This window comes from Rhodoferax sp. UBA5149 (assembly GCF_002413825.1).
Classification (GTDB): Bacteria; Pseudomonadota; Gammaproteobacteria; order Burkholderiales; family Burkholderiaceae_C; genus Rhodoferax.
In genome coordinates this window covers 42,528-63,818 of the sequence record NZ_DHXT01000161.1, presented here as the reverse complement: position 1 = coordinate 63,818, position 21,291 = coordinate 42,528, and the positions used below count along the sequence as shown (strand labels likewise).

Annotated in this window: 19 protein-coding genes and 1 pseudogene; 7 read left to right on the top strand and 13 right to left on the bottom strand. The window is 62.1% G+C overall.

Annotated features, from left to right (window positions below; all coding sequences use genetic code 11):
- Positions 1–35 precede the first annotated feature (35 nt).
- Together ettA and B3V69_RS14730 are read right to left on the bottom strand one after the other, a co-directional pair.
- The gene (gene ettA / locus B3V69_RS14735; protein ID WP_296447763.1) at positions 36–1,697 is read right to left on the bottom strand and encodes an energy-dependent translational throttle protein EttA; all 1,662 of its coding nucleotides are present in this window, start codon (positions 1,695–1,697) and stop codon (positions 36–38) included.
- Positions 1,698–1,775: 78 nt separating this feature from the next.
- The gene (locus tag B3V69_RS14730) at positions 1,776–4,004 is read right to left on the bottom strand and encodes a DUF1631 family protein (protein WP_296447762.1); all 2,229 of its coding nucleotides are present in this window, start codon (positions 4,002–4,004) and stop codon (positions 1,776–1,778) included.
- Positions 4,005–4,330: 326 nt separating this feature from the next.
- Between B3V69_RS14730 and B3V69_RS14725 the strand changes: the two genes are divergently transcribed.
- Together B3V69_RS14725 and B3V69_RS14720 are read left to right on the top strand one after the other, a co-directional pair.
- Positions 4,331–6,061 (top strand): DEAD/DEAH box helicase, encoded by a 1,731-nt coding sequence (locus tag B3V69_RS14725; protein WP_296447761.1) that lies wholly within the window; start codon positions 4,331–4,333, stop codon positions 6,059–6,061.
- Complete coding sequence (locus B3V69_RS14720) at positions 5,958–6,653, top strand: NAD-dependent epimerase/dehydratase family protein (RefSeq protein WP_349679218.1); 696 nt, start codon at positions 5,958–5,960, stop codon at positions 6,651–6,653. The genes B3V69_RS14725 and B3V69_RS14720 overlap by 104 nt, the downstream gene beginning before the upstream one ends.
- Here B3V69_RS14720 and B3V69_RS14715 read toward each other — a convergent pair.
- Complete coding sequence (locus B3V69_RS14715; protein ID WP_349679219.1) at positions 6,615–7,736, bottom strand: MFS transporter; 1,122 nt, start codon at positions 7,734–7,736, stop codon at positions 6,615–6,617. The two genes, B3V69_RS14720 and B3V69_RS14715, sit on opposite strands and share 39 nt — an antisense overlap.
- Before the next feature lie 80 nt (positions 7,737–7,816).
- Positions 7,817–9,202 carry a DNA recombination protein RmuC gene (locus B3V69_RS14710; RefSeq protein WP_296447766.1) on the bottom strand — a complete coding sequence of 462 codons (1,386 nt, stop codon included), beginning with the start codon at positions 9,200–9,202 and terminating at the stop codon, positions 7,817–7,819.
- A 464-nt stretch (positions 9,203–9,666) separates the two neighbouring features.
- Between B3V69_RS14710 and B3V69_RS14705 the strand changes: the two genes are divergently transcribed.
- The gene (locus B3V69_RS14705) at positions 9,667–10,056 is read left to right on the top strand and encodes a cupin domain-containing protein (RefSeq protein ID WP_296447758.1); all 390 of its coding nucleotides are present in this window, start codon (positions 9,667–9,669) and stop codon (positions 10,054–10,056) included.
- 109 nt (positions 10,057–10,165) lie between these two features.
- Complete coding sequence (locus tag B3V69_RS14700) at positions 10,166–10,909, top strand: TVP38/TMEM64 family protein (RefSeq protein WP_296447757.1); 744 nt, start codon at positions 10,166–10,168, stop codon at positions 10,907–10,909.
- Positions 10,910–10,954: 45 nt separating this feature from the next.
- Here the strand turns inward: B3V69_RS14700 and B3V69_RS14695 are convergent, their stop codons facing one another.
- From B3V69_RS14695 to B3V69_RS14680, 4 genes are all read right to left on the bottom strand, one after another.
- On the bottom strand, positions 10,955–11,935 hold the full coding sequence (locus B3V69_RS14695) for a 2-hydroxyacid dehydrogenase (protein ID WP_296447756.1): 981 nt from the start codon (positions 11,933–11,935) through the stop codon (positions 10,955–10,957).
- A gap of 37 nt (positions 11,936–11,972) precedes the next feature.
- On the bottom strand, positions 11,973–13,256 hold the full coding sequence (gene nhaD / locus B3V69_RS14690; RefSeq protein WP_296447755.1) for a sodium:proton antiporter NhaD: 1,284 nt from the start codon (positions 13,254–13,256) through the stop codon (positions 11,973–11,975).
- A gap of 139 nt (positions 13,257–13,395) precedes the next feature.
- On the bottom strand, positions 13,396–14,091 hold the full coding sequence (locus tag B3V69_RS14685) for a nitroreductase (RefSeq protein WP_296447753.1): 696 nt from the start codon (positions 14,089–14,091) through the stop codon (positions 13,396–13,398).
- Complete coding sequence (locus B3V69_RS14680) at positions 14,088–14,534, bottom strand: acyl-CoA thioesterase (RefSeq protein WP_296447765.1); 447 nt, start codon at positions 14,532–14,534, stop codon at positions 14,088–14,090. The genes B3V69_RS14685 and B3V69_RS14680 overlap by 4 nt, the downstream gene beginning before the upstream one ends.
- 399 nt (positions 14,535–14,933) lie before the next feature.
- On the opposite strand from B3V69_RS14680, the gene B3V69_RS14675 reads away from it, so the two are divergent.
- Positions 14,934–15,476, top strand: a complete 543-nt coding sequence (locus tag B3V69_RS14675; protein WP_296447751.1) for a phasin family protein — start codon at positions 14,934–14,936, stop codon at positions 15,474–15,476.
- A 265-nt stretch (positions 15,477–15,741) separates the two neighbouring features.
- On the opposite strand, the pseudogene B3V69_RS14670 reads toward B3V69_RS14675, so the two are convergent.
- From B3V69_RS14670 to B3V69_RS14660, 3 genes and pseudogenes are all read right to left on the bottom strand, one after another.
- Positions 15,742–17,095 (bottom strand): annotated as a pseudogene (locus B3V69_RS14670) (MATE family efflux transporter).
- Positions 17,092–18,336, bottom strand: a complete 1,245-nt coding sequence (locus tag B3V69_RS14665) for an MFS transporter (RefSeq protein ID WP_296447749.1) — start codon at positions 18,334–18,336, stop codon at positions 17,092–17,094. The pseudogene B3V69_RS14670 and the gene B3V69_RS14665 overlap by 4 nt, the downstream one beginning before the upstream one ends.
- A complete protein-coding gene (locus B3V69_RS14660; RefSeq protein WP_296447748.1) occupies positions 18,329–18,811 on the bottom strand; it encodes a MarR family winged helix-turn-helix transcriptional regulator in 483 nt (160 codons plus the stop codon). The genes B3V69_RS14665 and B3V69_RS14660 overlap by 8 nt, the downstream gene beginning before the upstream one ends.
- A gap of 58 nt (positions 18,812–18,869) precedes the next feature.
- On the opposite strand from B3V69_RS14660, the gene B3V69_RS14655 reads away from it, so the two are divergent.
- Positions 18,870–19,421 (top strand): PaaI family thioesterase, encoded by a 552-nt coding sequence (locus B3V69_RS14655; RefSeq protein ID WP_296447746.1) that lies wholly within the window; start codon positions 18,870–18,872, stop codon positions 19,419–19,421.
- Positions 19,418–19,804, top strand: a complete 387-nt coding sequence (gene gloA, locus B3V69_RS14650) for a lactoylglutathione lyase (protein WP_296447744.1) — start codon at positions 19,418–19,420, stop codon at positions 19,802–19,804. Before B3V69_RS14655 ends, gloA begins: the two co-directional genes overlap by 4 nt.
- A 91-nt stretch (positions 19,805–19,895) precedes the next feature.
- Here gloA and eda read toward each other — a convergent pair whose 3' ends face one another.
- Together eda and B3V69_RS14640 are read right to left on the bottom strand one after the other, a co-directional pair.
- Positions 19,896–20,537 carry a bifunctional 4-hydroxy-2-oxoglutarate aldolase/2-dehydro-3-deoxy-phosphogluconate aldolase gene (gene eda, locus B3V69_RS14645; RefSeq protein ID WP_296447742.1) on the bottom strand — a complete coding sequence of 214 codons (642 nt, stop codon included), beginning with the start codon at positions 20,535–20,537 and terminating at the stop codon, positions 19,896–19,898.
- Between the two features lie 43 nt (positions 20,538–20,580).
- Positions 20,581–21,291, bottom strand: a 711-nt coding sequence (locus B3V69_RS14640; RefSeq protein WP_296447740.1) for a dihydroxy-acid dehydratase, incomplete at its 5' end; no start/stop codon positions are given.

Sequence of the window (21,291 nt, the reverse complement as noted above, 5' to 3'; positions counted from 1 at the left end):
GAATGCAACACTACACTAGCGGGATTCATCTGTCCTTATTTCAGCGCCTTGAAGCGCATCCGCTTGGGTTTGGCCCCTTCTTCGCCCAGACGTTTGCGCTTGTCCGCCTCGTATTCCTGGTAGTTGCCGTCAAAGAAGGTCCACTGGCTGTCGCCCTCGCAGGCCAGAATATGGGTGGCAATGCGGTCCAGGAACCAGCGGTCATGGCTGATCACCATGATCGATCCAGCGAACTCCAGCAAGGCGTCTTCCAGCGCGCGCAAAGTTTCCACATCCAAGTCATTGGACGGCTCATCGAGCATCAGCACATTGCCGCCGGCAATCAGGGTTTTGGCCAAGTGCAAGCGACCGCGCTCGCCGCCCGACAGGGTGCCGACGCGTTTTTGCTGATCCGCGCCGTTGAAATTGAAACGTCCGCAATAAGCGCGGCTGGCCATCTGGAACTTGCCGACGTTCAGAATGTCGAGCCCGCCGGAAACATCTTCCCAGACGGTTTTTTCGTTCGCCAAATCATCCCGGTTCTGGTCCACAAACGCCATCTTGGCGGTCGCGCCAATCTTCACCTCACCACTGTCGGGCTTTTCCTTGCCCGCAATCATGCGGAACAGTGTCGACTTGCCCGCGCCGTTGGGGCCAATAATGCCGACGATGGCACCGGCCGGCACTTTGAAACTCAGGTTGTCGATCAGCATACGGTCGCCAAACGACTTGCTGACATTGACAAACTCGATGACTTCGTTGCCCAGGCGCTCGGCCACCGGGATGAAAATTTCGTTGGTTTCGTTGCGCTTCTGGTACTCGAAATCTGACAGCTCCTCAAAACGGGCCAGTCGCGCCTTGCTCTTGGCTTGGCGTGCCTTGGGGTTCTGGCGTGACCATTCAAGTTCTTTCTTGAGTGCTTTGGCGCGGGACTCTTCGCCTTTTTGCTCCTGCACCAGGCGCTCCTGCTTTTGCTCCAGCCACGAACTGTAGTTGCCTTTGTAGGGCATGCCATTGCCGCGATCGAGCTCCAGAATCCACTCGGCCGCATTGTCCAGAAAGTAACGATCGTGGGTAATGGCCACCACGGTGCCCGGATAGCGCGAAAGGAACTGCTCCAGCCAGTCGACCGATTCGGCATCCAGGTGATTGGTGGGCTCATCCAGCAGCAACATGTCGGGCTTGGACAGCAACAGGCGGCACAGGGCGACACGGCGCTTCTCGCCGCCGGACAACAGTCCCACCTTGGCCTCCCAAGGCGGCAGGCGCAGAGCGTCGGCGGCGATCTCAAGCTGGTGCTCGGAATCGGTACCGGCGCTGCCAATGATGGCCTCCATCTTGGCCTGTTCTTCGGCCAGCGCATCGAAATCGGCATCTTCCTCGCCGTACGCCGCATAAATTTCTTCCAGCCGGGCTTTGGCCTTGAAAACGTCTCCCATGCCCGCTTCCACGCTTTCGCGCACCGTTTGCTCGGGGTCCAGCTGGGGCTCTTGCGGCAGATAGCCGATATTCAGGCCGGCCATGGGGATGGCTTCGCCCTCAAACTCCTTGTCGACGCCGGCCATGATTTTGAGCAGGGTGGACTTGCCGGAGCCGTTGGTCCCCAGCACGCCAATCTTGGCGCCAGGGAAGAAGCTGAGGGAAATGTCTTTGAGAATGAATTTCTTCGGCGGAACGATTTTGCCGAGGTGGTTCATGGAAAATACGTATTGAGCCATGGGTCTTGCGATGTATTGCGGGATGTAAAGACAGCATTATCGACGCATGGCCCGTCTTCACGCCGCCTTCTTGCTGGATCAAGGCTCTTGCGTCACCTGGCCCAGGTCATTTTGCAAGGCGGTCTGTGCCACCGCATCCAACGCGTTGTCTACAACATGACCATCTGACACGAACCGGATCCTGCCCTGCATCCGCAGGCGTTCCATGGTCCGGCGCGACATCGAATGCGCCAGCCCGGTGCGTGAGACAAACATGAACAAGGTTCGGTGCGGACTAGCCCAGGTCAGTTGCGCACGCAGCCAAACCCCCTCCACGATCAATTCAACCCACACGCCGGTGTTGAGGTCCCCCGCAGACCAGGGGCGCTGGGCCGCCGCCATCAAGGGTTCAACTCCTTCTGCCAGATCAGCGGCCGCCAGGTCCTCATCGTCCTCATCGTCCCAGAACCCCGATACCTCCGACGTTTCCAGCGCATCGCTCGGGCCGGCATCCTCCATCATGTCGTCGCCCTCTGGAGGCGTCTGGTCCACAGCCTCGGCTGCGGGCTGCAGGCGACGGCCTTCGAACGCTTGTTCATGCAGGGAGATCAAGGCGTCAAAAAAAACCGGTATGCGCTCCTCCGGGTACTGGATGAGCTGCAAGCCCTGACGCAACGTGACCAGCAAATTGGGCACCAGTTGCACCAGTCGGGCCCGGTTGCGCCGGGTCAAGCGGAGTTGAACACTCCAGAGCAGGTCATCCACCAGCGCCAGATAACCGCCTGGGTCAGCGCTGCCGTCGGCACAGCCGAGCTGGGATTGCGCCACCACCTGGGCCCAGGGCCCCCGCAGAAAACCGGCCACCAACTCAGGGATGTGCTTGTTTTTCTGGCGTTCTTGAAAATCATCGGCCAGGCGCTGCGCCAACAGGTTTCTCTGCTCCGCATGCAACAGCGCGCGCGCCTCTTCTTCGTGTTGCTGTCGCTGTGCCGCCTCGTCACGGGTCCAGCCGACCTGAAGCTCGTGCAGCACCCGCGCAAACGAAGCAGCATCTCCCTCCTCACCGGTCAACACACCCGCCGCATCTGAAATCGACTTGTAAAACGGGAAGAAACCCTCGTCGTTCTCGGATGTATAGCCCAGGCTGCGGTGCGTGAGCAGGTCCAGGAAATGGCGCGCCGGGTGCTGCCGTTCACTGAAAAACCGTGGATCTGACTGGGCCAGCACCAACAGCACAGGCTCCAGCGTTTTGATCAGTTCACGCACTTTGGGCAACAGCCGGTCGTCTCGCATGAGGTTGTCGATCATCATGCGAACGACCTCCTCACCCAGCTGCTTGCCCAGTTGCCTGCCTTGGCTTGGTTCACGCTCGATGTCGATTGGCTGGCCCGAGGCGTCCGCCTTCGTCCCGGCGTCCACCGGCAGACTCGCCCGCTGCGCCAGACGCCGCATCATGGGCTCGACCAGCTTCATGTCCTCGAGCGCCAGATAAGAGGCTGGCACCGTGTGCAGGAAATCCGGCATGCCTGAATTGCCCACGCCGCTGTCGAGCTCACCCGACAGCAATCTTCGAAGTTTGTCCAGCGTTACCAGCGTGCGGGCGACCGAGGTCTCCGCGCTCTTGCCCCGCGCCGCGCTGCCACCACCCACCGGCGTTCCCACGGGCGACGCGGGCTCAATACCCTGCGACCACAACCAGTCACAGATTTCACGGTAAAGCTGGCGAAGACTGACACCCAGCAATCCTGCAGCGGGCACAATCAATGCTGCCCGCGCCTGCTCGTCAGGCGCATATTGGACCAAACACGCCTGCAGCGCACGAACAAAAACATCGGGTTTCAGCGGATTCAACTTCGGCTGGACCGTGATCCAACCCAACAAACTGCTGACCAATGCGTTCAACGAAGGCAGCACATCTTCAACACCTCGGGCGACTTCCTGCTGGGCCAGTGCAAATTCAATGCTGGCATCAATCTGTTTGCTGTCAAACAGCTGCAAATCCTCAAAACGGACCAGCGCTTGTTCTGCAAAGTCCTGCGACCCACTGTTGTAGATGCCAAGCCGCAACTGCGCCACGAATGTCTGTTTCACAGCCAATGACTGACTGCACAGCAAATCGGTCACGGTCTTGCTGACGGGCGCATGAGTTCCAAACGAGGCTTTACCCTTGGTATTTGTTGGCGTGGTCGAAGCGGCCAAACCGGCCAGCACAGCACCCATCAGCGTATCCGCCTGCAGCAGCACGACCTCAATGCAGTCATGCAGTGTGGGCCGGGCGCTGGACCGGTCATCCGCCATACCGATGCGTCGAAGCAGAAATTTCTTCATCAATCACTTTCCCCGCGTAACAAATTCATTCGGCCTGCGTGATTCTCCCAGTTGCGGGCATTCATGAACAGCCCCGCTGACATATTGTCGCGAGCCGGCCCAGGCGGCGCTTTCGACATGCTTTTGACCCACCTCAGGACAGCATCCACTGTCCGTGCGACAATACGTGCAGTTGTGGAGCTTCAGTTGCCCATGATGCCAGCACCTTGCTGGGAACGACGCCTCGCGCAATCGTTCGCCCTTTGTATCCCATCTGCCTTTGACTGATTCGGTGCTTCAAGCACAGAGCGGGCCGATGCCATAGCGCCCAGGATAGGCGCCACACTATGAACTTTGAAGAACTAAAACTGGCTCCGGCCATTGTCAAGGCCGTGCTTGAGCAAGGCTACGAGACCCCCACCGCGATTCAGGCACAGGCCATTCCCGCCGTGCTCGACGGGCATGATCTGCTCGGCGGTGCGCAAACCGGAACCGGCAAAACCGCCGCTTTTGTGTTGCCCATGCTGCACAAACTCAGCCTCGGTGAAAGCGCCAAAAACAAATTCGGTGGCATCGGCATTCGTGCCCTGGTGCTGACACCGACGCGTGAACTCGCGGCCCAGGTGGAAGAGTCGGTACAGACCTACGGCAAATACGTGGAACTGTCTTCCACCGTCATTTTTGGCGGTGTGGGCATGAACCCTCAGATCAGCCGCGTCAAAAAAGGCGTGGACATTCTGGTGGCCACACCCGGTCGCCTGCTGGACCTGCTGCAACAAGGCGTACTGGATCTGGGCCAGGTGCAAATACTGGTGCTCGACGAAGCCGACCGCATGCTCGACATGGGCTTCATCCATGACGTGAAAAAAGTGCTGGCCGTGGTGCCCAAAGACAAGCAGAGCCTGCTGTTCTCCGCCACGTTCAGCGATGAAATTCGCGATCTGGCCGACACACTGCTGAAGAACCCGCTGAGTATTCAGGTCACGCCGCGCAACACCACGGTGCAGCGCATCACGCAGCTCATTCACCCGGTGGGTCGCGGCAAAAAGAAGGCCTTGCTGGCCCACATCATCCAGGAACATAACTGGAGCCAGGTGCTGGTCTTTACCCGCACCAAATTTGGCGCCAACAACGTCGCCGAGTTCTTAACCAAGAACGGCATTCATGCCATGGCCCTGCATGGCAACAAGAGCCAGGCCGCCCGCACCCAGGCGCTGGCCGGCTTCAAGAGTGGCGACATTCGCGCGCTGGTGGCAACCGACATCGCCGCCCGTGGCATCGACATTGACGATCTGCCGCACGTGGTGAACTATGAGATTCCCAATGTGTGCGAAGACTATGTGCACCGCATTGGCCGTACCGGTCGCGCCGGTGCCGACGGCACGGCGGTGAATCTGGTGTGCCTGGACGAAGAAGGTTTCATGCAGTCCATCGAACGCTTCACCAAGCAAAATATTCCGGTGCAGATTGTGGAAGGCTTCATGCCTGAGCCCGGTGAAAAGGCCGAACCGATCGCCATGGGTCGCCAGACCGTTTGGGGTGGTGCCGGCAAACCACCGAGCCGTGACGTCATGCAGGCAGCGGCCAGAACGGCGCGCACCGAGATGTTGCAGCGCGTGCGCGAGAACAAGGGCGCTCAAGGCGAGCGCGGTGGTCCGGCGGGTGGTGGACGTGGTGGTAACGGTGGTGGTGGCAATGCCGGCCCCCGGGGCGGCGTCCAGCGCAGCCACAGCCCGGCCAGCGATCAGGCGGCACGGGGCCCACGTCCCGCGCAAGGTCGCGGCGGTAATGGGGGTGGCGGTGGCGGCTATGGCGGTGGTGGTAACACCGGCGGCAACGGTGGCGGCTATGGCGGCGGCAATCCGCCCTCCCGGCCAGCTCAAGGCCAGCCCGATCCGATGCGCACCAGCGTGGATATGATGGCCGAACGCGGCGCCCGCCGTGGTGGCGGTGGTTTTGGCGGCGGTAACCGCAATGGAGGCTCCTATGGCGGCGGCGGAAATGGAACGGGTGGCTTTGGTGGCGGGGGCAACGGGTCTCGTGGGCCAGGCGGTTCTCGCGGCTCTTTTAACCGATAAGCGCTATGCGGCGGTTCACTGTGTGGGCCGCCGACCGTTGACGGTCAAAAATAAAAAACTTTTCAGTCATGTGGTGGATTTCGCCACCTTGACAAAGTTGCCTGGCATCCGTCATGTTGACGATGTCTTCATTGCACTCGGCACGACCATCAAGGTAGCCGGCAGTCAAGCAGCGTTTCGCGCCGTTGATTTTGATGCTGTTGTGGCTGTAGCCCGCGCCGCCAAAGCGGCGGGCGCTATAAAATTGGGAGTGATCAGCGCCATGGGCGCCAACGCCGGCTCGGCTGTTTTTTACAACCGCGTCAAAGGCGAGATGGAAAATGCACTCGCCGCACTGGGCTACCAGACCCTCGTCATGGCCCGGCCCTCGATGCTGGCGGGTGACCGAGAAGCGCTGGCCCAAGCGCCACGCCCACTTGAGAAACTGGGTTTGTTCGCCATGATGAGCCTGTTCAAACCCCTGATTCCGGCCAACTACCAGGCTATCTCGGCGACTCAGGTCGCGCACGCCCTGCTCAGCACCGTGCAAGGTTCTCGCCAGGGAACACGTGTTTTACTTTCGGGTGAAATGCAGCGCCTCGCCGTGCCTTGACTCGGGTCGCAACAGCCAGGCGAAGCGCGACCCGGCGCCCACCGCCAGGCCAACGGACCAGAACACCACCGACACCCCGACCGCCGCACCGGCCGTGCCAAACAGCAGCGGCATCAACACGCTGGAGGCGTTGATGGCCATCAGCCGCAAACCCAGCGCCTCGCCATGCCGCGCCTCCGGGGTAATCTGGTGCAAGGTGCTCATGATCATGGGCTGCACCGAGCCCAGCGCCAGTCCCAGCAGCACCGAGCAGACGCCCATCGCCAGCGGTGAATGCATGAACGGGTAGACCGCAAAAAGCACAGCCGTGATCATCATCGCCGTGGCCACGACCACCCACTCCCGCATATGAGACGCAAAGACCGGCACCACCACCCGCACCAGCGTGGCGGCCAGCGCGAAAGCGCCCAGAATCGCGCCAATCACCGAAGCGCTAAAACCCCGCTCATGCCCCAGCACCGGCACCACAAAGGTGTGCACATCCCAGCAGGAAGACAGCAGCCAGTTCACCAGCATCAGGCGCCGCATCAGGGGTTCGCGCAATAGATCCCAGGTTTTCTTGGGCGCCGTGCCCTGACTAACGGCTACTGGCGGTAACTCCACCGTGCGGCGCACCCAGAGCCAGGTCGCCAGCGGCAACAACGCCAGGAACAAAAAAGCCGCACGAAAGCCGCTGTGGTCAATCAGCAGACCCGCCGTCAGAGGCCCGATAAAATTCGACACCGCCGGCCCAATGGCGAGCCAGCTGAACACTTTTTTCAGCTCGGTCGCATTCTGCGCCGCGCGCCCCACATGGCGCTGCAAGGAGATCGATGCCACCCCGGTAGCGCCTCCGGTCATCAAGGCACTCAGGCACAGCACCGGAAAGATGGGAAAGGCCACCGCCAGCCCCGCGCCCATGGCCGCCGCGACGACACACAAGCCGACGGGACGTTTGAGCCCGTGCCGGTCGGCGTAACGGCCCGCCGGTAAAGCGAGAAAAACTTGCGTCAAGGCAAACAGGGCCAGCAAGAAACCCACCGCCAAAGCGCTGAAGCCTTCGCGTAGCGCCAGCAGAGGTGCTGCCATGCGCATGCCCGCCATGCAGGCGTGCAGGCAGATGTGGCCTGCAATCAAGCGCGCCAGCGCAAAACGGGGCGCTTGCGTGACTCTCGGCGCGAGGTTCACGCCCGATCCGCCTCCAGATCGCGGTCAAAATCCTTGTCCATGGGAATCAGCGCCTGCACCTGTGTATCAGGCAGCGCTTCGACTTTTTTCAGGGCCCGGCCCATGGCGCGACTGCGGGTCTCGGCACTGTCGAGCGTCTTGAGCACGGTTTCGGTTTGCGACTTGACCTTGGCGAGCACATCACCGAACTTGCCAAACTCGGTTTTCACCGCGCCCAACACCTGCCATACCTCGCTGGAACGTTGCTCCAATGCCAGCGTGCGAAAGCCCATTTGCAGCGAACTCAGCATGGCCAGCAGCGTGGTGGGCCCGGCCAGCGTGATGCGATGCTCGCGCTGCAAGGCCTGCATCAAGCCGGGGCGGCGCAGCACCTCGGCATACAACCCTTCAGTCGGCAAAAACAGAATGGCGAAATCCGTGGTGTGCGGTGGCTCCACATATTTATCGGCGATGGACCGGGCCTCCAATCGGATGCGCACCTCCAGCGCCTTGCCCGCGGCCTCCGCCCCCAGCACGTCGGCGCGGCCCTGCGCGTCCAGTAGACGCTCGTAATCTTCATTGGGAAACTTGGCGTCAATTGGCAGCCACAGCGGCTCGCCGTGCTCGGACTTACCGGGCAGTTTGATGGCGAAGTCGACCACGTTTTTGCTGCCCGGCCGCGTGGCCACCTGGGCCGCGTACTGGTCGGCCACAAACACCTGCTCCAGCAGACCGGCCAGCTGGGCTTCACCGAAAATGCCGCGGGTCTTGACGTTGGTCAGCAGGTGCTTGAGGTCGCCCACGCCCTGTGCCAACGTCTGCATCTCACCCAGGCCTTTGTGCACCTGCTCCAGCCGGTCCGCCACCTGCTTGAAGCTCTCGCCCAGACGGGTTTGCAGGGTGGTCTGCAGTTTTTCGTCCACCGTGGCGCGCATCTCGTCGAGCTTGGACGAGTTGGTGGTTTGCAGTTGCAAGAGTTGCTTTTCCAGGGTCTCGCGCACTTCGTTCATGCGCCGCGCGTTGGATTCGCTCAAACCCGACAGCTGGTTGGTGAGCGTGTCAGACAGCGTTTTCTGCAACAGCGCCAGTTGCTGGCCAAAGGCGTCAATCTGGGTGTTTTGCGTGCGCGTGGCTTCCGCTCCCTGCTGCACCAGCGTCTGCTGAAAAGTGGCCAGGTTTTGCGTCAGCTCCTGGCGTCCCCCGCGCGAGGACTCGCTGATCTCGCGGCGCAGTTCGCGTTCCAGCCGCTCCATCCGTTCGACCTGGGCTTGCGCCGCCGCCAGCAGTTCAACCTTGCCCTGCTCTGCCGCCTGGGCCGCCCCGCCGTCAGCGCGGCGCAGCGCCAGCCACAAGAGCAAAAACACATTCACCCCACCCAGGGCGACCACCCACCACAGCACCATATTGTCCAAGCCAGTCTCCTCCAACCCTCTATTGTTGTGCAAAAGCAGAGTCATCCTGTTTCATGAAGAAAATTGGCCTCTGGCCCTCGGGGAATAAGCGCAATACGCTATTGTTTTTATAGCATTCACAGGCACGTCTGCCTCGGGGCATTCACGGCACTGGCACTTGCCTGAACGATAGAATGAAAAAAGTCGCCGCCTTTGGCCAGGAAATTAGCAGGGAGAAGACATGCCGGTTGTGACGAAACCCACGCTGCATCAGGGCCACGGCTCCTTTGCAACGCAGCTTCATGGCGCGGTGTGTCTGGATGCACCGCAGACCCGGCGGGCTGCATCATGTTAGCCGTCTCGATGACGAACTCAGTCAACGTATCCATTCAGTCGAGGCGCCAGATCACCTAAGCCCCGGCATACCGCGACAGCCCTCTGCCAGACAGCCTGACAAAACCTCACTGGAGACCACGATGACAACCCTTGGATTCACGGTAACGCATGCAAAAAACGCCGCCTTTGAGCGAGGCCTGCGGTCGTTCTTCGAGTACAGAGACCTGGGCATCCAACAGGCGACGGACGGTCGCATCAATGCGCACGTCATCCGTGCTGCCGCCGGGACCGAGTTTTCAAGTCAGCCGCATTTGCACAAGACCACCTTTCAATTGGTGTATGTGCTCAAAGGCTGGATTGAATTCGAGTACGAGGGACAAGGCACGGTCAGGCTAGAGGCCGGCTCGTGCGTGTACCAGCCACCCGAGATTCGTCACCGTGAGCTGGGCCACAGCCCCGACGTCGAGATGATTGAAATCGTGATGCCGGGCGACTTCAAGACCGAAGAAGTCAATGCGGTCGAACCGTGAGCGCATTCAAGTGGCCAAGGCCCGCCAGTACCGGAGCGGAGCGGCCTTTGCGCTTAATGCCATGATCGAAGCCTGCCAGTCGACACAACGAATTTAACCAGAACGCTTGATGCCCACACCGCCCCTCCCCCCTCCACCGCAGCCGCAGGGCGCATCCAAATACACCGGCCTGGCACGCCCAGGGTTTTGGGGTTCATCCAACGACATGTCGCGGCGCGCGGGCATCCTGATCGGCGTCCTGCTGGTCACCGGGCTGCTGGCCTTGTCCGACACGGTTCACAAGCAGATCGTCGCCACCATTGCGCTGGCCGAGCCCCTGATTTCACAGCACCCGGTGCCGGGCGCCTTGATTTTCATGGGGCTGGCGGCGATCTCGGCCATGCTGGTGTTCTTCTCCAGCGTGCTGCTGGTTCCGATTGGCGTCCAGACCTGGGGCGAGACCGGCTGCTTTTTCTTGTTGTGGAGCGGCTGGTGTCTGGGCGGACTCGTCACCTACGCCATTGGCCGCCGCCTGAAACGCCCGGCCGTGCAGCGCATGCTGTCCGATAAGCTGATCGACCGCTATGAAAGCCGTATTCCAGAAGGTGGCTCGTTCCTCACCGCCGTGCTGGTGCAGCTGGCGGTTCCGTCCGACGTGTCGGGCTACTTCTTCGGACTACTCGGCTACCCACTGCACGTCTATTTCGGCGCCTTGATGCTGACCGAGCTGCCTTATGCCCTGGGGACGGTTTTTCTCGGCAACGCCTTCATGCAAGAACAATATGTATTGCTGCTCGCGGCGGCCGCCGTGGCGCTGCTCGCACTCGGCCTGGCCTGGCTGTGGTGGCGACACCAGCGCGCAGCCCTGAAGTAGCGACCCGCCCTCGTGGCGCTCGGCCAGCGCCGGATATGCTATCAATTAGAGAGCTAACACCGCAGGATTCAAGGGGGTCAGCGGCTTGTTATGGATCAAATAGCCGATCAGGTTATCGGCTGCCAGATGGGCCATGGCCAGGCGCGTGGGCATCGTGGCACTGGCGATGTGCGGCGTCAGCACCACGTTGGGCACGGTCAATAAATCGGGGTGGACTTTGGGCTCGCCTTCAAACACATCCAGCCCGGCGGCGGCAATCGTCTTGTTACGCAGGGCCACTGCCAGCGCGGCGTCGTCCACAATGCCGCCGCGCGCGATGTTGACCAGCGTCGCGGTAGGTTTCATCTGCGCCAGCTCGGCGGCACCGATGGCATGGTGGGAAGACGCCGAATACGGCAGCACCAGCACCAGGTGGTCTGCTGATCTGAGCAACTCTTCTTTGCCCACAAAACTCGCTTTGCATTCCGCTTCAGTGGCGGCATCGAGACGGGACCGGTTGTGGTAAATCACCTTCATGCCAAAGCCCATGGCGCCGCGCCGGGCAATGCCCTGCCCGATGCGGCCCATGCCCAGAATGCCGAGCGTGGCGCCGTGAATGTCAGCGCCCGCGAACATGTCGTAGCGCCAGCGCGTCCAGTGGCCCGCGCGCAAAAAGTGTTCGGCTTCGGCCATGCGCCGGGCCGTGGCCATCAGCAGGGCAAAGCCGAAATCGGCCGTGGTCTCGGTCAGCACATCGGGCGCGTTGGTGCCCAGCACGCCAGCGGCCGTCATGGCGGCGATGTCGAAGTTGTTGTAACCGACGGCCATGTTGGCGCAGATTTTCAGGTCGGGGCAAGCCGCCAGCAGCTCGGCGTCAATGCGCTCGCCGCCGGTGGTGAACACACCCTGCCTGCCTTGCAGCTTGTGCGTCAGCTCGGCTTGGGTCCAGAGCGCATCGCTCGGGTTGGATTCCACGTCAAAGTGCTGCGCCAGTTTGGCGATCACTTCGGGGAAGATGGCACGGGCAATCAGGATTTGAGGTTTCATTCGGGTCATTTCAGTAGGATTCATGGCACCGGCAGTTTTAATGGAACAGCCGGGACTGGGCGATATAGACCAGCGCGCCGGCCAGGTAGCCGATCAGCGCCAGCCCGCTGATCTTGCGCATATACCAGATGAAATCAATCTTCTCCAACCCCATGGCAGCCACGCCGGCAGCCGAGCCAATGATGAGAATCGAGCCACCGGTGCCCGCGCAATAGGCCATGAACTCCCACAGGAAACTGTCGCTCGGGTAGTGCGCCATGGTGTACATGCCCATGGAAGCGGCGACCAGCGGCACATTGTCCACGATCGCACTGACCAGGCCGATCAGCATGACGATGATGTCCAGGCGTGCGACTGTGCGATCCAGCCACTGCGCCAGCAAAGACAGAATGTGGGTGTGTTCCAGCACCGCCACCGCCAGCAGGATGCCGATGAAGAAAACGACCGAGCTCATGTCGATGCGCGTGAGTGCGCGTGCCAGCGTCAGACGCTGCTTTCTGAGAGGTTCTTCTTTTCGGTGCACCAGATCGCCCACCGCCCACAGGAGCCCCAAGCCAAACAAAATGCCCAAAAACGGCGGCAGGTGCGTGACCGTCTTGAACACCGGCACCGCCACCAGAATGCCGAGCCCCAGGAAGAACATCAGGTTACTCTCGAATGGGCTGGTGAAATGCTCGCCCGCGTCTTCTCTCAGCGGCGCCGGAACAACCGGACGGTTCCCGAGGATGCGGCTGGTCACGGCCAGCGGCACCAACAGATTGACCAGGGACGCCAGGAAAACACTCTTCATGATCGCCACCGTCGTGACCTGGCCGCCGATCCACAACATGGTGGTGGTGACGTCGCCGATCGGCGTCCAGGCGCCGCCGGCGTTGGCCGCGATGACGATGATGCCGGCAAAGAACAGGCGATCCTCGCGCTTGCCGAGCAGCTTTTTCATCAGCGACACCATGACGATGGTGGTGGTCAGGTTGTCCAGAATGGCGCTGAGGAAGAAAGACACAAAGCCGATCATCCACATCAGCGTGGAAAGCCGGGTGGTCTTGATGCGCGAGGTAATGACTTCAAAGCCGTTGTGCGCGTCCACCACCTCGACAATCGTCATGGCCCCCATCAGGAAGAAAACGATTTGCGCCATGCTCAGCAGCGACGCGTCCATATCCGCCAGGAGCTGATTGGCGTCGGTGCTGAACAGCGCATAAACCGTCCACAGCAGGCCCGCGCCGATCAGCGCCGAGGCCGACTTGTTGACCTTGATCGGGTGCTCCAGGGCGATGGCCAGGTAGGCCAGAACAAAAATAAGGACGAGTGCGATGAGCATGGACGTGGTACCTCGGAGGGTGGAACTCGAAAGAAGACTCAGGGGCTCAAGAAAAATTCAGCTCTAGCCCCCGTAAATACTGCGTGAATAGCTCCTAAAAGCATAGCAATTTCGTATCGGAGCGCAGCGTCGCGCTGCTTCATTCCAGCCAGTGTGTGAAGTCGGCCACCGGCACCCGCGGCGTGTGAAACGTATTCACCACATCGGTCTCGTCCGCATAGCCGAGCGCCATGCCGCAGACCAGCATCTCGTCCGCACCGGCTTTGATGTGCGGCAGGATGATTTTGGCAAAGCCATTCCACGCCGCCTGCGGGCAGGTGTGCAGACCGTGGCCACGCGCGGCCACCATGATGCTTTGCAGGAACATGCCGTAGTCCACCAGCGAGCCCCGGCCCAGGACGCGGTCCATCGTGAACATCAGGCCAACCGGCGCATCAAAGAACTTGTAATTGCGCTGGTGCTGCCCATGCATCTTGTCCTTGTCACCCTTGCCGATGCCCAGCAGGCCATACAGACCCCAGCCATTCTCGCGCCGGCGGTCAATGTAGGGGCTGACCCATTTTTCGGGGTAGTAGTCGTACTCTTCCCGGAAGTCGGCGGCCAACGCCGGATTGGCGCGAATGGCATCGTGCGCGACGCACACCTTCTCGCACAGCGTAGCGCGGCTGGCGCCCTGCAGCACATACACCTTCCAGGGCTGGGTGTTGGTGCCCGAGGGCGCCCGGCTGGCCACCTGCAGCAGCTCGGTCAGCGTCTCGCGTGAAACCGGCTGCTGGGTAAAGGCGCGGACCGACATGCGGGAGGTGATCGCGCCGTCCACGATGGTTTGGGTCATACAAGGGTCTCCAGAACTGATTTCAGATTCAAAGGCAGGTGCACCGGGCGGCGCGTTTGCTTGTCCACATAGACGTGGATAAAGTGACCCCGGGCCGCCGTCAATGGCTCGCCCTGGGCAAACAAGCCGACCTCGTAGCGCACACTGCTGGTGCCCAGCCGGGCGACGCGAATGCCCGCCTCCACCGTCTGCGGAAACGCCAGCGCCGAAAAATAATTGCATTGGGTTTCAATCACCAGGCCGATGGTCTCACCCTGGTGGATGTCGAGCACGCCCTGCTCTATCAAATAGGCATTCACGGCGGTATCGAACCAGCTGTAATAGACCACGTTGTTCACGTGTCCGTAGGCGTCGTTGTCCATCCAGCGGGTGCTGATGGTGCGAAATACCTTGTAGGCCGTGCGCGGCGCGGCTTGGGGTTTGTCAGATTTGGTTTCACTCATGGGGCCTGATTTTGCCAGTGCGCCCGCAGTCGGCTTTCGCCGGGCCTCGATCAGACCGCCACAGCCTGCCAGATTGGCGGCAACAAGAGACGCCACGTAGGCCGAGCTGTGCACCAGCGCCAGTTCGCCGTCGCTGGCACAGGGGGCCTCACTCAACTGAACCGTGGGCACGGTCAAGGCGAAGTCATCCGAGTCAAAAGCCTTTATGTCGATATTGTGTCGAACGGGGAAAACCGAGGTTTCTAGAACCTGGCGTCTAATATGCTGCATTGCAACAAAAACCACTTGCATGACTTGGCGATCTCCCTATAATTAAAGCCATGCTGCACTGCAACATAAGCGGAGGCTAGGTTTTAGCGCAGATACTTTGTGTACCTCACTCATACTGGAGAAATTAATATGTTGACCGTCGAACAAGTCATGGCTTCGCAAAAAGCAAGCATCGAAACCCTGCTGGGTCTGACTTCCAAAGCTTTCGAAGGCGTTGAAAAGATTGTTGAACTCAATCTGACCGCTTCCAAAGCCGCTCTGGCTGAGACCGGCGAGCACGCCAAAGCCATGCTGAGCGTGAAAGACGCACAAGAATTGATGGCCCTGCAATCCAGCCTGCTCCAGCCTCTGGCTGAAAAGACCGCTGCTTACAGCCGTCATCTGTATGACATCGCTTCCAGCTCCACGGCTGAGTTGAGCAAGACCTTTGAAGGCCAGACCGCTGAAGCACAGAAGAAATTCATGGGCCTGGTGGACACCGCCGCCAAGAACGCACCGGCCGGTTCCGAGACCGCTGTTGCCGTGATGAAGAGCGCCGTGGTTGCTGCCAACAACGCTCTGGAATCGGTGCAAAAAGCGGTCAAGCAGGCGACCGATGCTGCTGAATCCAATTTCAACGCAGTCGCCGCTTCCGCTGTGGACGCCGCCAAGCCAGTCGCCAAAAAGCGTTAAGTGCTGTCGCTGGTGTGACGAAAATTGTAGACAAATTGCTTTTTTGGAGCTTTGCGTCTATGCAATCAGGGGAAACCCTGAGATACTTCACCCAAGCAAGATTTTTGAGAAACGAATAGTTTCTACAGGTTGTCTCCTCGGGTCCTTTCGAAACCTTCAGGTTCAGGGATCCCTTAATAGGGCTGGTCGCAAGATCAGCCCTTTTTTTTATGGTCAATGGGGCTGGTCGCAAGATCAGCCCTTTTTATGCCGATTTCAGGCGGGGTCAACCTGGCTGGATACGGCGCAGCAGCGCGGTGGTACGGCACGGCCATCCGACGCGACCGAACCAGGCGCCACCCGCGATGGCGGCCGCGATCACCACGCCGTACAGCACCATCGCGGCGCCCTGCGCCATGAACACCTGCGCCAGTCCTCCGCCCCAACGGATCGCGAGCCAACCACCGATGGCCGCCACCGCGAGACGCACGATGTTGCCGACGACAGGCCACAGCAGACGCCCGGCGCCCTGCGACGCGAAATACAGCACCAGGCCGACGCCAAAAAAACCGTAAAGCGGGCCCACCGCGCGCAGGTACAGGCTGCCCGTCTCAAGCATCGCGGGGTCGCTGCCGAACAGGGAAAGCCAGGCGTGCGGGAAGGCCGCGGCGGTGAGGCCGATCGCCTCGGCCAACCCGAAAGCCATGGCCGCGCCGATCCAGCTCGCGCGCAGCGCGCGTTCGCGCTGCCCGGCGCCCATGCAGGTGCCGACCATCGCGACCAGCGGCGCGCCGAGGCCGAACACCAGCGGCACCAGCAAATATTCCAGGCGCGACGCCGTGCCATAGCCCGCGATCGCCGCGGGCCCGAAACCGCCGGCGAGCGCCGTTGCGATGCCAATCGAGAGGTTGGTCGCCACGGTCGAGATCGCACCGATCAGCCCAATGCGCAAGATGTCACGAAACAGGGGCCAGCGCAGCTTCAGGTTCTTGAGCGACGGCTTGAGCAGGCTGCGATCCGACCATAGGTAGACTGCCAGCGCCAGCGTGCCAAGCAGGTAGTACAGCAGCAGCGCGACGGCACCGCCCGCTATGCCGAGTGCGGGCACCGGACCCCAGCCGAAGATCAGCAAGGGCGACAAGGGCAACAGGGCCATCACGCCCAGCACGGTCACCTTGGCCGGCACCGCCATATTGCCGGTGCCGCGAATCACCGACGCCAGCGAGTTGAACAGCCACACCAGCACCGCGCCCGCAAAGACCCAATTGGAGTAGGTGACGGCGGCCGCCAGCGAGGCGCCGCTGCCCCCCCATTTGCGCATAGAGCCAGCGCCCACCGGACAGCAGCACCAGCGCGTCAGCATCCTGGCGCCGCCCGGCCCCGAGCGCGCGCGCAACCGAGGAGGCGATGCCGCCGCCCATCGCCCCGGCCGAGGCCATCTGCATCAGCATCACGATCGGAAATACCAGCGCCATTCCGGCCAGCGCATCGGTACCGAGCTTGCCCACGAAGTAGGTTTCGATCAGGCCGGCGGCGGCCTGCGCGACCATCACCAGCACGTTGGGCGCGGCCAGGCGCAGCAGCGTTCGGCCAATCGGCGCTTCCAGCAGCAGGCGCGTGCGCGGGTCAATGGTGTTCAAGCGGCCGCCTTCGCGACGCGCGACAGGCGCACTTCGCGGATCGGTAGATTCACCAGCGCCGCACCAGCGGCCAGCACGATGTCGATGTACCAGACCCAGTCGTAGCTGCCGGTCGCCTGGAACACGTAGCCACCAAGGAAGGCACCGAAAAAGCCCCCGATCTGGTGCGCCAGCATGACGATGCCGAACAGCATGGCCATATTGGCCGTGTCGAACATTTTGGCAACCAGTCCCACCGTCGGCGGCACGGTGGAGAGAAAGGTCACGCCCATGACGGCGGCAAAGACCAGCATCACGGCCGGCGTTTTCGGCGCCAGCAGAAAGACCAGCACCGCCAGACCGCGCGTTGCGTACACCAGCGCGAGCAGCGACTTCATGCGCCAGCGACCGACCGCCCAACCCATGGCCAGGCTACCGACAATGTTGAACAGACCAATCATCGCCAGCGCCCAGCCACCGATGGCGGGCGGCAAGCCACAGGCGGCCACCACGCCGGGCAGGTGCGTGGCCAAAAAGGCGACATGAAACCCGCACACCAAAAAGCCCAGACTCAGGTAGCGGTAGCTGGGTGTCGCCAGCGCCTGGCGGATGGCCTGGCGGGCACTGAGCGCCTGGCTGCCCGAGGCCGCTGCCGCCTGCGCCGCCAAGGCGTTCGAGTTGCCCTTGAGCACCCATACCGCCGGCAAGGCGAGCAGGATCAACACACCGAGCCACTGCATCGCGCTGGCCCAGCCGACGGCGGCGGTCAGCCCCACGGCGATCGGCGCCATGGCGAACTGGCCAAAGGAGCCGCCCGCATTGACGATGCCGGTGGCGAGCCCGCGCTTTTCAGGCGGCACCAGGCGCGTGCTGGCGGCCATCAGCACCGAGGGACCGGCCATGCCGGCGCCGCCCGCGGCCAGCATGCCGATGGCGAAGATCAGACCGGCCGTGCTCGTCATCAGCGGCGTGATGAAGGTGCCAATGGCGACCAGCAACACGCCAAAAAAGATCACGCGCCCGGTGCCAATGCGATCGGCCACGGCGCCGGCAAAAGGCTGGGTCAGCCCCCACCAGAGCTGGCCAAACGCGAAGGCCAGGCTGATGCTGCCAATGCCGAGTGCAGTCGAGGTGTTGAGGGCCGACAGGAACAGGCCCATGGTCTGGCGCACGCCCATGGTCAGGGCAAAGGTGCCGGCGGCGGCCAGCAACACCAGCCAGACCGCCACGGAACGATGTTTGGACACGCTCGGCTTATTCATGGTTCTGTTCCTTGCTGGGGTCCGCCAATAATTCCAGTGATTCATCCATGAGGGCATGCAACGCCAGCACACGCGGCAGGCCGAGCAGGCGGTTGAGACCGGTCTGCGCGGCTTTCCAGTGCCGTTGCGCCTCCTGGCGCTTGTCGCGGCCGGCATCGGTGATGGTGATCAGGCGGCTGCGCCCGTCCGCCCCTTCGGCCAGTTGAACCCAGGCGGCGACCAGCAAGGGCTTGAGATTGCGCGTCAACGTGGAGGCGTCCATTTTCATGGCCTGCGCCAGATCGCCGGGCCGGATCGGCCCCAGTTTGAGCACGTAGGACAAGAGCGAATACTGGGTGGTTTTGAGCCCGGCCTGCGCCAGCTCCGCGTCGTAGTGCTGCGTGATGCGCCGCGTCAACTGGCGCAACTTGAGATTGGTACAGCCCTGCAACTTCGTCGCGGCAACCATCGGCGGGGAAAGCAGGCGGGTGTTCATGATTTATATTGTAGCTACAATTGTTGCATATACAAATTTATAGACAACTGGAGTCCTCATGACCAAAACCAATCACCTCGACGCCTGGCTCGCCCAGGAACAAACCGTCCGCGCCCTGATGGACGCGGGTTGCGGACCGGGCATTGCCCACCCCGATCAGCGCGCCGGTAAAACCGGCCTGGAGATGATGCAGGCCATGCTGCGCGGCGAGCTGCCATATCCACCGATGGCGCAAACCCTGAACTTCACCATCGTGGAAGCCGGGCACGGCCACGCCGTGTTTCAGGGCACGCCGGGCGCGGCCCACCTGAACCCGATGGGCACCATCCATGGCGGCTGGTTTGCCACCCTGCTCGATTCGGCCCTGGGCTGCGCGGTGCACACCCGCATGAAGTCGGGCCAGGGCTATACCACGGCGGAGTTAAGCGTGAACATCGTGCGCGCCCTGACGCCCAAGGTGACACGCGTGCGGGCCGAAGGCAAAGTCATCCACTGCGGGCGGCAACTGGCCACCGCGGAGGCGCGCCTGGTCGGGCCGGACGGCACGCTCTATGCGCATGCCACCACCACCTGTTTGGTGTTTGAACTTGCGCCACAATCGACGACATGAGATTTCTTCACACCATGCTGCGCGTTGGCAACCTTCAACGCTCGATCGATTTCTACACCCAGGTGCTGGGCATGCAACTGCTGCGCACCTCGGAAAATCCGCAGTACAAGTATTCACTGGCCTTCGTCGGCTATGGCAAGAACCCGGAGCAGGCCGAGATCGAACTGACCTACAACCACGGCGTCGACAGTTACGAAATCGGCACCGCCTACGGTCACGTGGCGCTGGGTGTGCCTGACGTCCATGCCGCCTGCGAAAAAATCAGGGCAGCGGGCGGCAACGTGACGCGCGAGGCCGGACCGGTCAAGGGCGGCAGCACCGTGATAGCCTTTGTGAGCGACCCGGATGGCTACAAGATCGAGCTGATTCAGCGCGCCGAGTAGGCACCGGGCGCCGGCCTGCCGCCCGCGCCGCGACCGCGAGCAGCTACAGTTTTAATAGCTGCTCGCGCATAGAGCACGAGGGCTGCAGGCCTTATTTCCTTAAATGATGGGTATCGCGCGCGAGCTGCGTGATGCGCGCCCAGTCGCCTTGCGCCAGGGCGTCCGCGGGCACCAGCCACGAGCCACCGACGCACACCACATTGGGCAGCGCCAGAAATTCGGGTGCGTTGTGCAGGGTGACACCGCCAGTCGGGCAAAACTCCACATCAAAAAATGGGCCGCTCCAGGCCTTGAGCATGGCCGGGCCACCGGCCTGCATGGCGGGGAAGAATTTCAGCTCGGTCAAGCCATCCTCGCGCGCCATCATGATCTCGCTGCCGGTGGCGACGCCGGGCAACAGCGCCAGCCCGGCATCCCGGCACGCCTGGCCCACGGCCGAGGTGTAGCCGGGGCTGACGGCAAAACGGGCCCCCGCCATGGCCGCCGCTTGCGCATCGGCCCGGCTGCGCACGGTGCCGGCGCCCACCACCGCCTGCGGCACCTCCCGCGCAATGGCTTCGATGCAAGCCAGCGCCTGCGGTGTGCGCAGCGTCACTTCCAGCATGCGGATGCCGCCGGCCACCAGGGCGCGCGCCATCGGCACGGCATGGGCGATGTCGTTCAGCACAATGACCGGAATCACCGGGGCGTCCTGCATCACCTGCAGAGCGGACAATTTCGAGCTTGCGTTCATGGCTTCTCCAGACCGGTTAAGGCAAAAGTCAGGGGATACCGGCTCACAGCCAGCTGCAGGCGCCGGCTTCGGCGGTCAAGGCGTTGCGGCGCATATTGGCAAACAGCTCGCGCCCCATGCCGACGTCATTGGCGGCGCGCAAGGCTTCTGGCATTGGAGCCAGCGCGCGCGCCGCCCATTCGTCAGCGGGCAGCAGCACTTCCAGCAAACCCAGGGTGGCGTCCAGACGAATCACATCGCCATCACGCACCTTGGCCAGCGGGCCACCGGCGGCGGCTTCGGGCGAGACGTGAATGGCGGCCGGCACCTTGCCCGAGGCGCCGCTCATGCGGCCGTCCGTCACCAGAGCCACCTTGAAGCCCTTGCCCTGCAGCACGGCCAATGGCGGTGTGAGCTTGTGCAGCTCGGGCATGCCGTTGGCCTGCGGCCCCTGCCAGCGCACCACACACACCACATCGCGGTCCAGCTCGCCGGCACCGAAGGCCAGATGCAAGGCTTCCTGCGAGTCAAACACCCGGCAGGGCGCTTCAATCACGTGCCGGTCGTCGGGCACCGCGGAAACCTTGATCACGCTGCGCCCCAGATTGCCCTGCAGCAACTTCAGTCCGCCGTGCGGGCTGAAGGGTGCGCTGGCCGGCCGCACGATGGCGTCGTCCTGGCTGGCGCCGGCGTCCACCCAATGCAGCGCGCCAGCTGGCGCGTCGGGCATGGTGGCGGGTATGCCGGTGTATTCACGCAGACCGCCGGCGCGCAC

Excerpts from the sequence above, each read along its gene's own strand:
- ettA (WP_296447763.1), bottom strand. The coding sequence starts at position 1,697 with ATGGCTCAATACGTATTTTCCATGAACCACCTCGGCAAAATCGTTCCG.
- B3V69_RS14730 (WP_296447762.1), bottom strand. The coding sequence starts at position 4,004 with ATGAAGAAATTTCTGCTTCGACGCATCGGTATGGCGGATGACCGGTCC.
- B3V69_RS14725 (WP_296447761.1), top strand. The coding sequence starts at position 4,331 with ATGAACTTTGAAGAACTAAAACTGGCTCCGGCCATTGTCAAGGCCGTG.
- B3V69_RS14720 (WP_349679218.1), top strand. The coding sequence starts at position 5,958 with ATGGAGGCTCCTATGGCGGCGGCGGAAATGGAACGGGTGGCTTTGGTG.
- B3V69_RS14715 (WP_349679219.1), bottom strand. The coding sequence starts at position 7,736 with ATGGCGGGCATGCGCATGGCAGCACCTCTGCTGGCGCTACGCGAAGGC.
- B3V69_RS14710 (WP_296447766.1), bottom strand. The coding sequence starts at position 9,202 with ATGGTGCTGTGGTGGGTGGTCGCCCTGGGTGGGGTGAATGTGTTTTTG.
- B3V69_RS14705 (WP_296447758.1), top strand. The coding sequence starts at position 9,667 with ATGACAACCCTTGGATTCACGGTAACGCATGCAAAAAACGCCGCCTTT.
- B3V69_RS14700 (WP_296447757.1), top strand. The coding sequence starts at position 10,166 with ATGCCCACACCGCCCCTCCCCCCTCCACCGCAGCCGCAGGGCGCATCC.
- B3V69_RS14695 (WP_296447756.1), bottom strand. The coding sequence starts at position 11,935 with ATGAAACCTCAAATCCTGATTGCCCGTGCCATCTTCCCCGAAGTGATC.
- nhaD (WP_296447755.1), bottom strand. The coding sequence starts at position 13,256 with ATGCTCATCGCACTCGTCCTTATTTTTGTTCTGGCCTACCTGGCCATC.
- B3V69_RS14685 (WP_296447753.1), bottom strand. The coding sequence starts at position 14,091 with ATGACCCAAACCATCGTGGACGGCGCGATCACCTCCCGCATGTCGGTC.
- B3V69_RS14680 (WP_296447765.1), bottom strand. The coding sequence starts at position 14,534 with ATGAGTGAAACCAAATCTGACAAACCCCAAGCCGCGCCGCGCACGGCC.
- B3V69_RS14675 (WP_296447751.1), top strand. The coding sequence starts at position 14,934 with ATGTTGACCGTCGAACAAGTCATGGCTTCGCAAAAAGCAAGCATCGAA.
- B3V69_RS14665 (WP_296447749.1), bottom strand. The coding sequence starts at position 18,336 with ATGAATAAGCCGAGCGTGTCCAAACATCGTTCCGTGGCGGTCTGGCTG.
- B3V69_RS14660 (WP_296447748.1), bottom strand. The coding sequence starts at position 18,811 with ATGAACACCCGCCTGCTTTCCCCGCCGATGGTTGCCGCGACGAAGTTG.
- B3V69_RS14655 (WP_296447746.1), top strand. The coding sequence starts at position 18,870 with ATGACCAAAACCAATCACCTCGACGCCTGGCTCGCCCAGGAACAAACC.
- gloA (WP_296447744.1), top strand. The coding sequence starts at position 19,418 with ATGAGATTTCTTCACACCATGCTGCGCGTTGGCAACCTTCAACGCTCG.
- eda (WP_296447742.1), bottom strand. The coding sequence starts at position 20,537 with ATGAACGCAAGCTCGAAATTGTCCGCTCTGCAGGTGATGCAGGACGCC.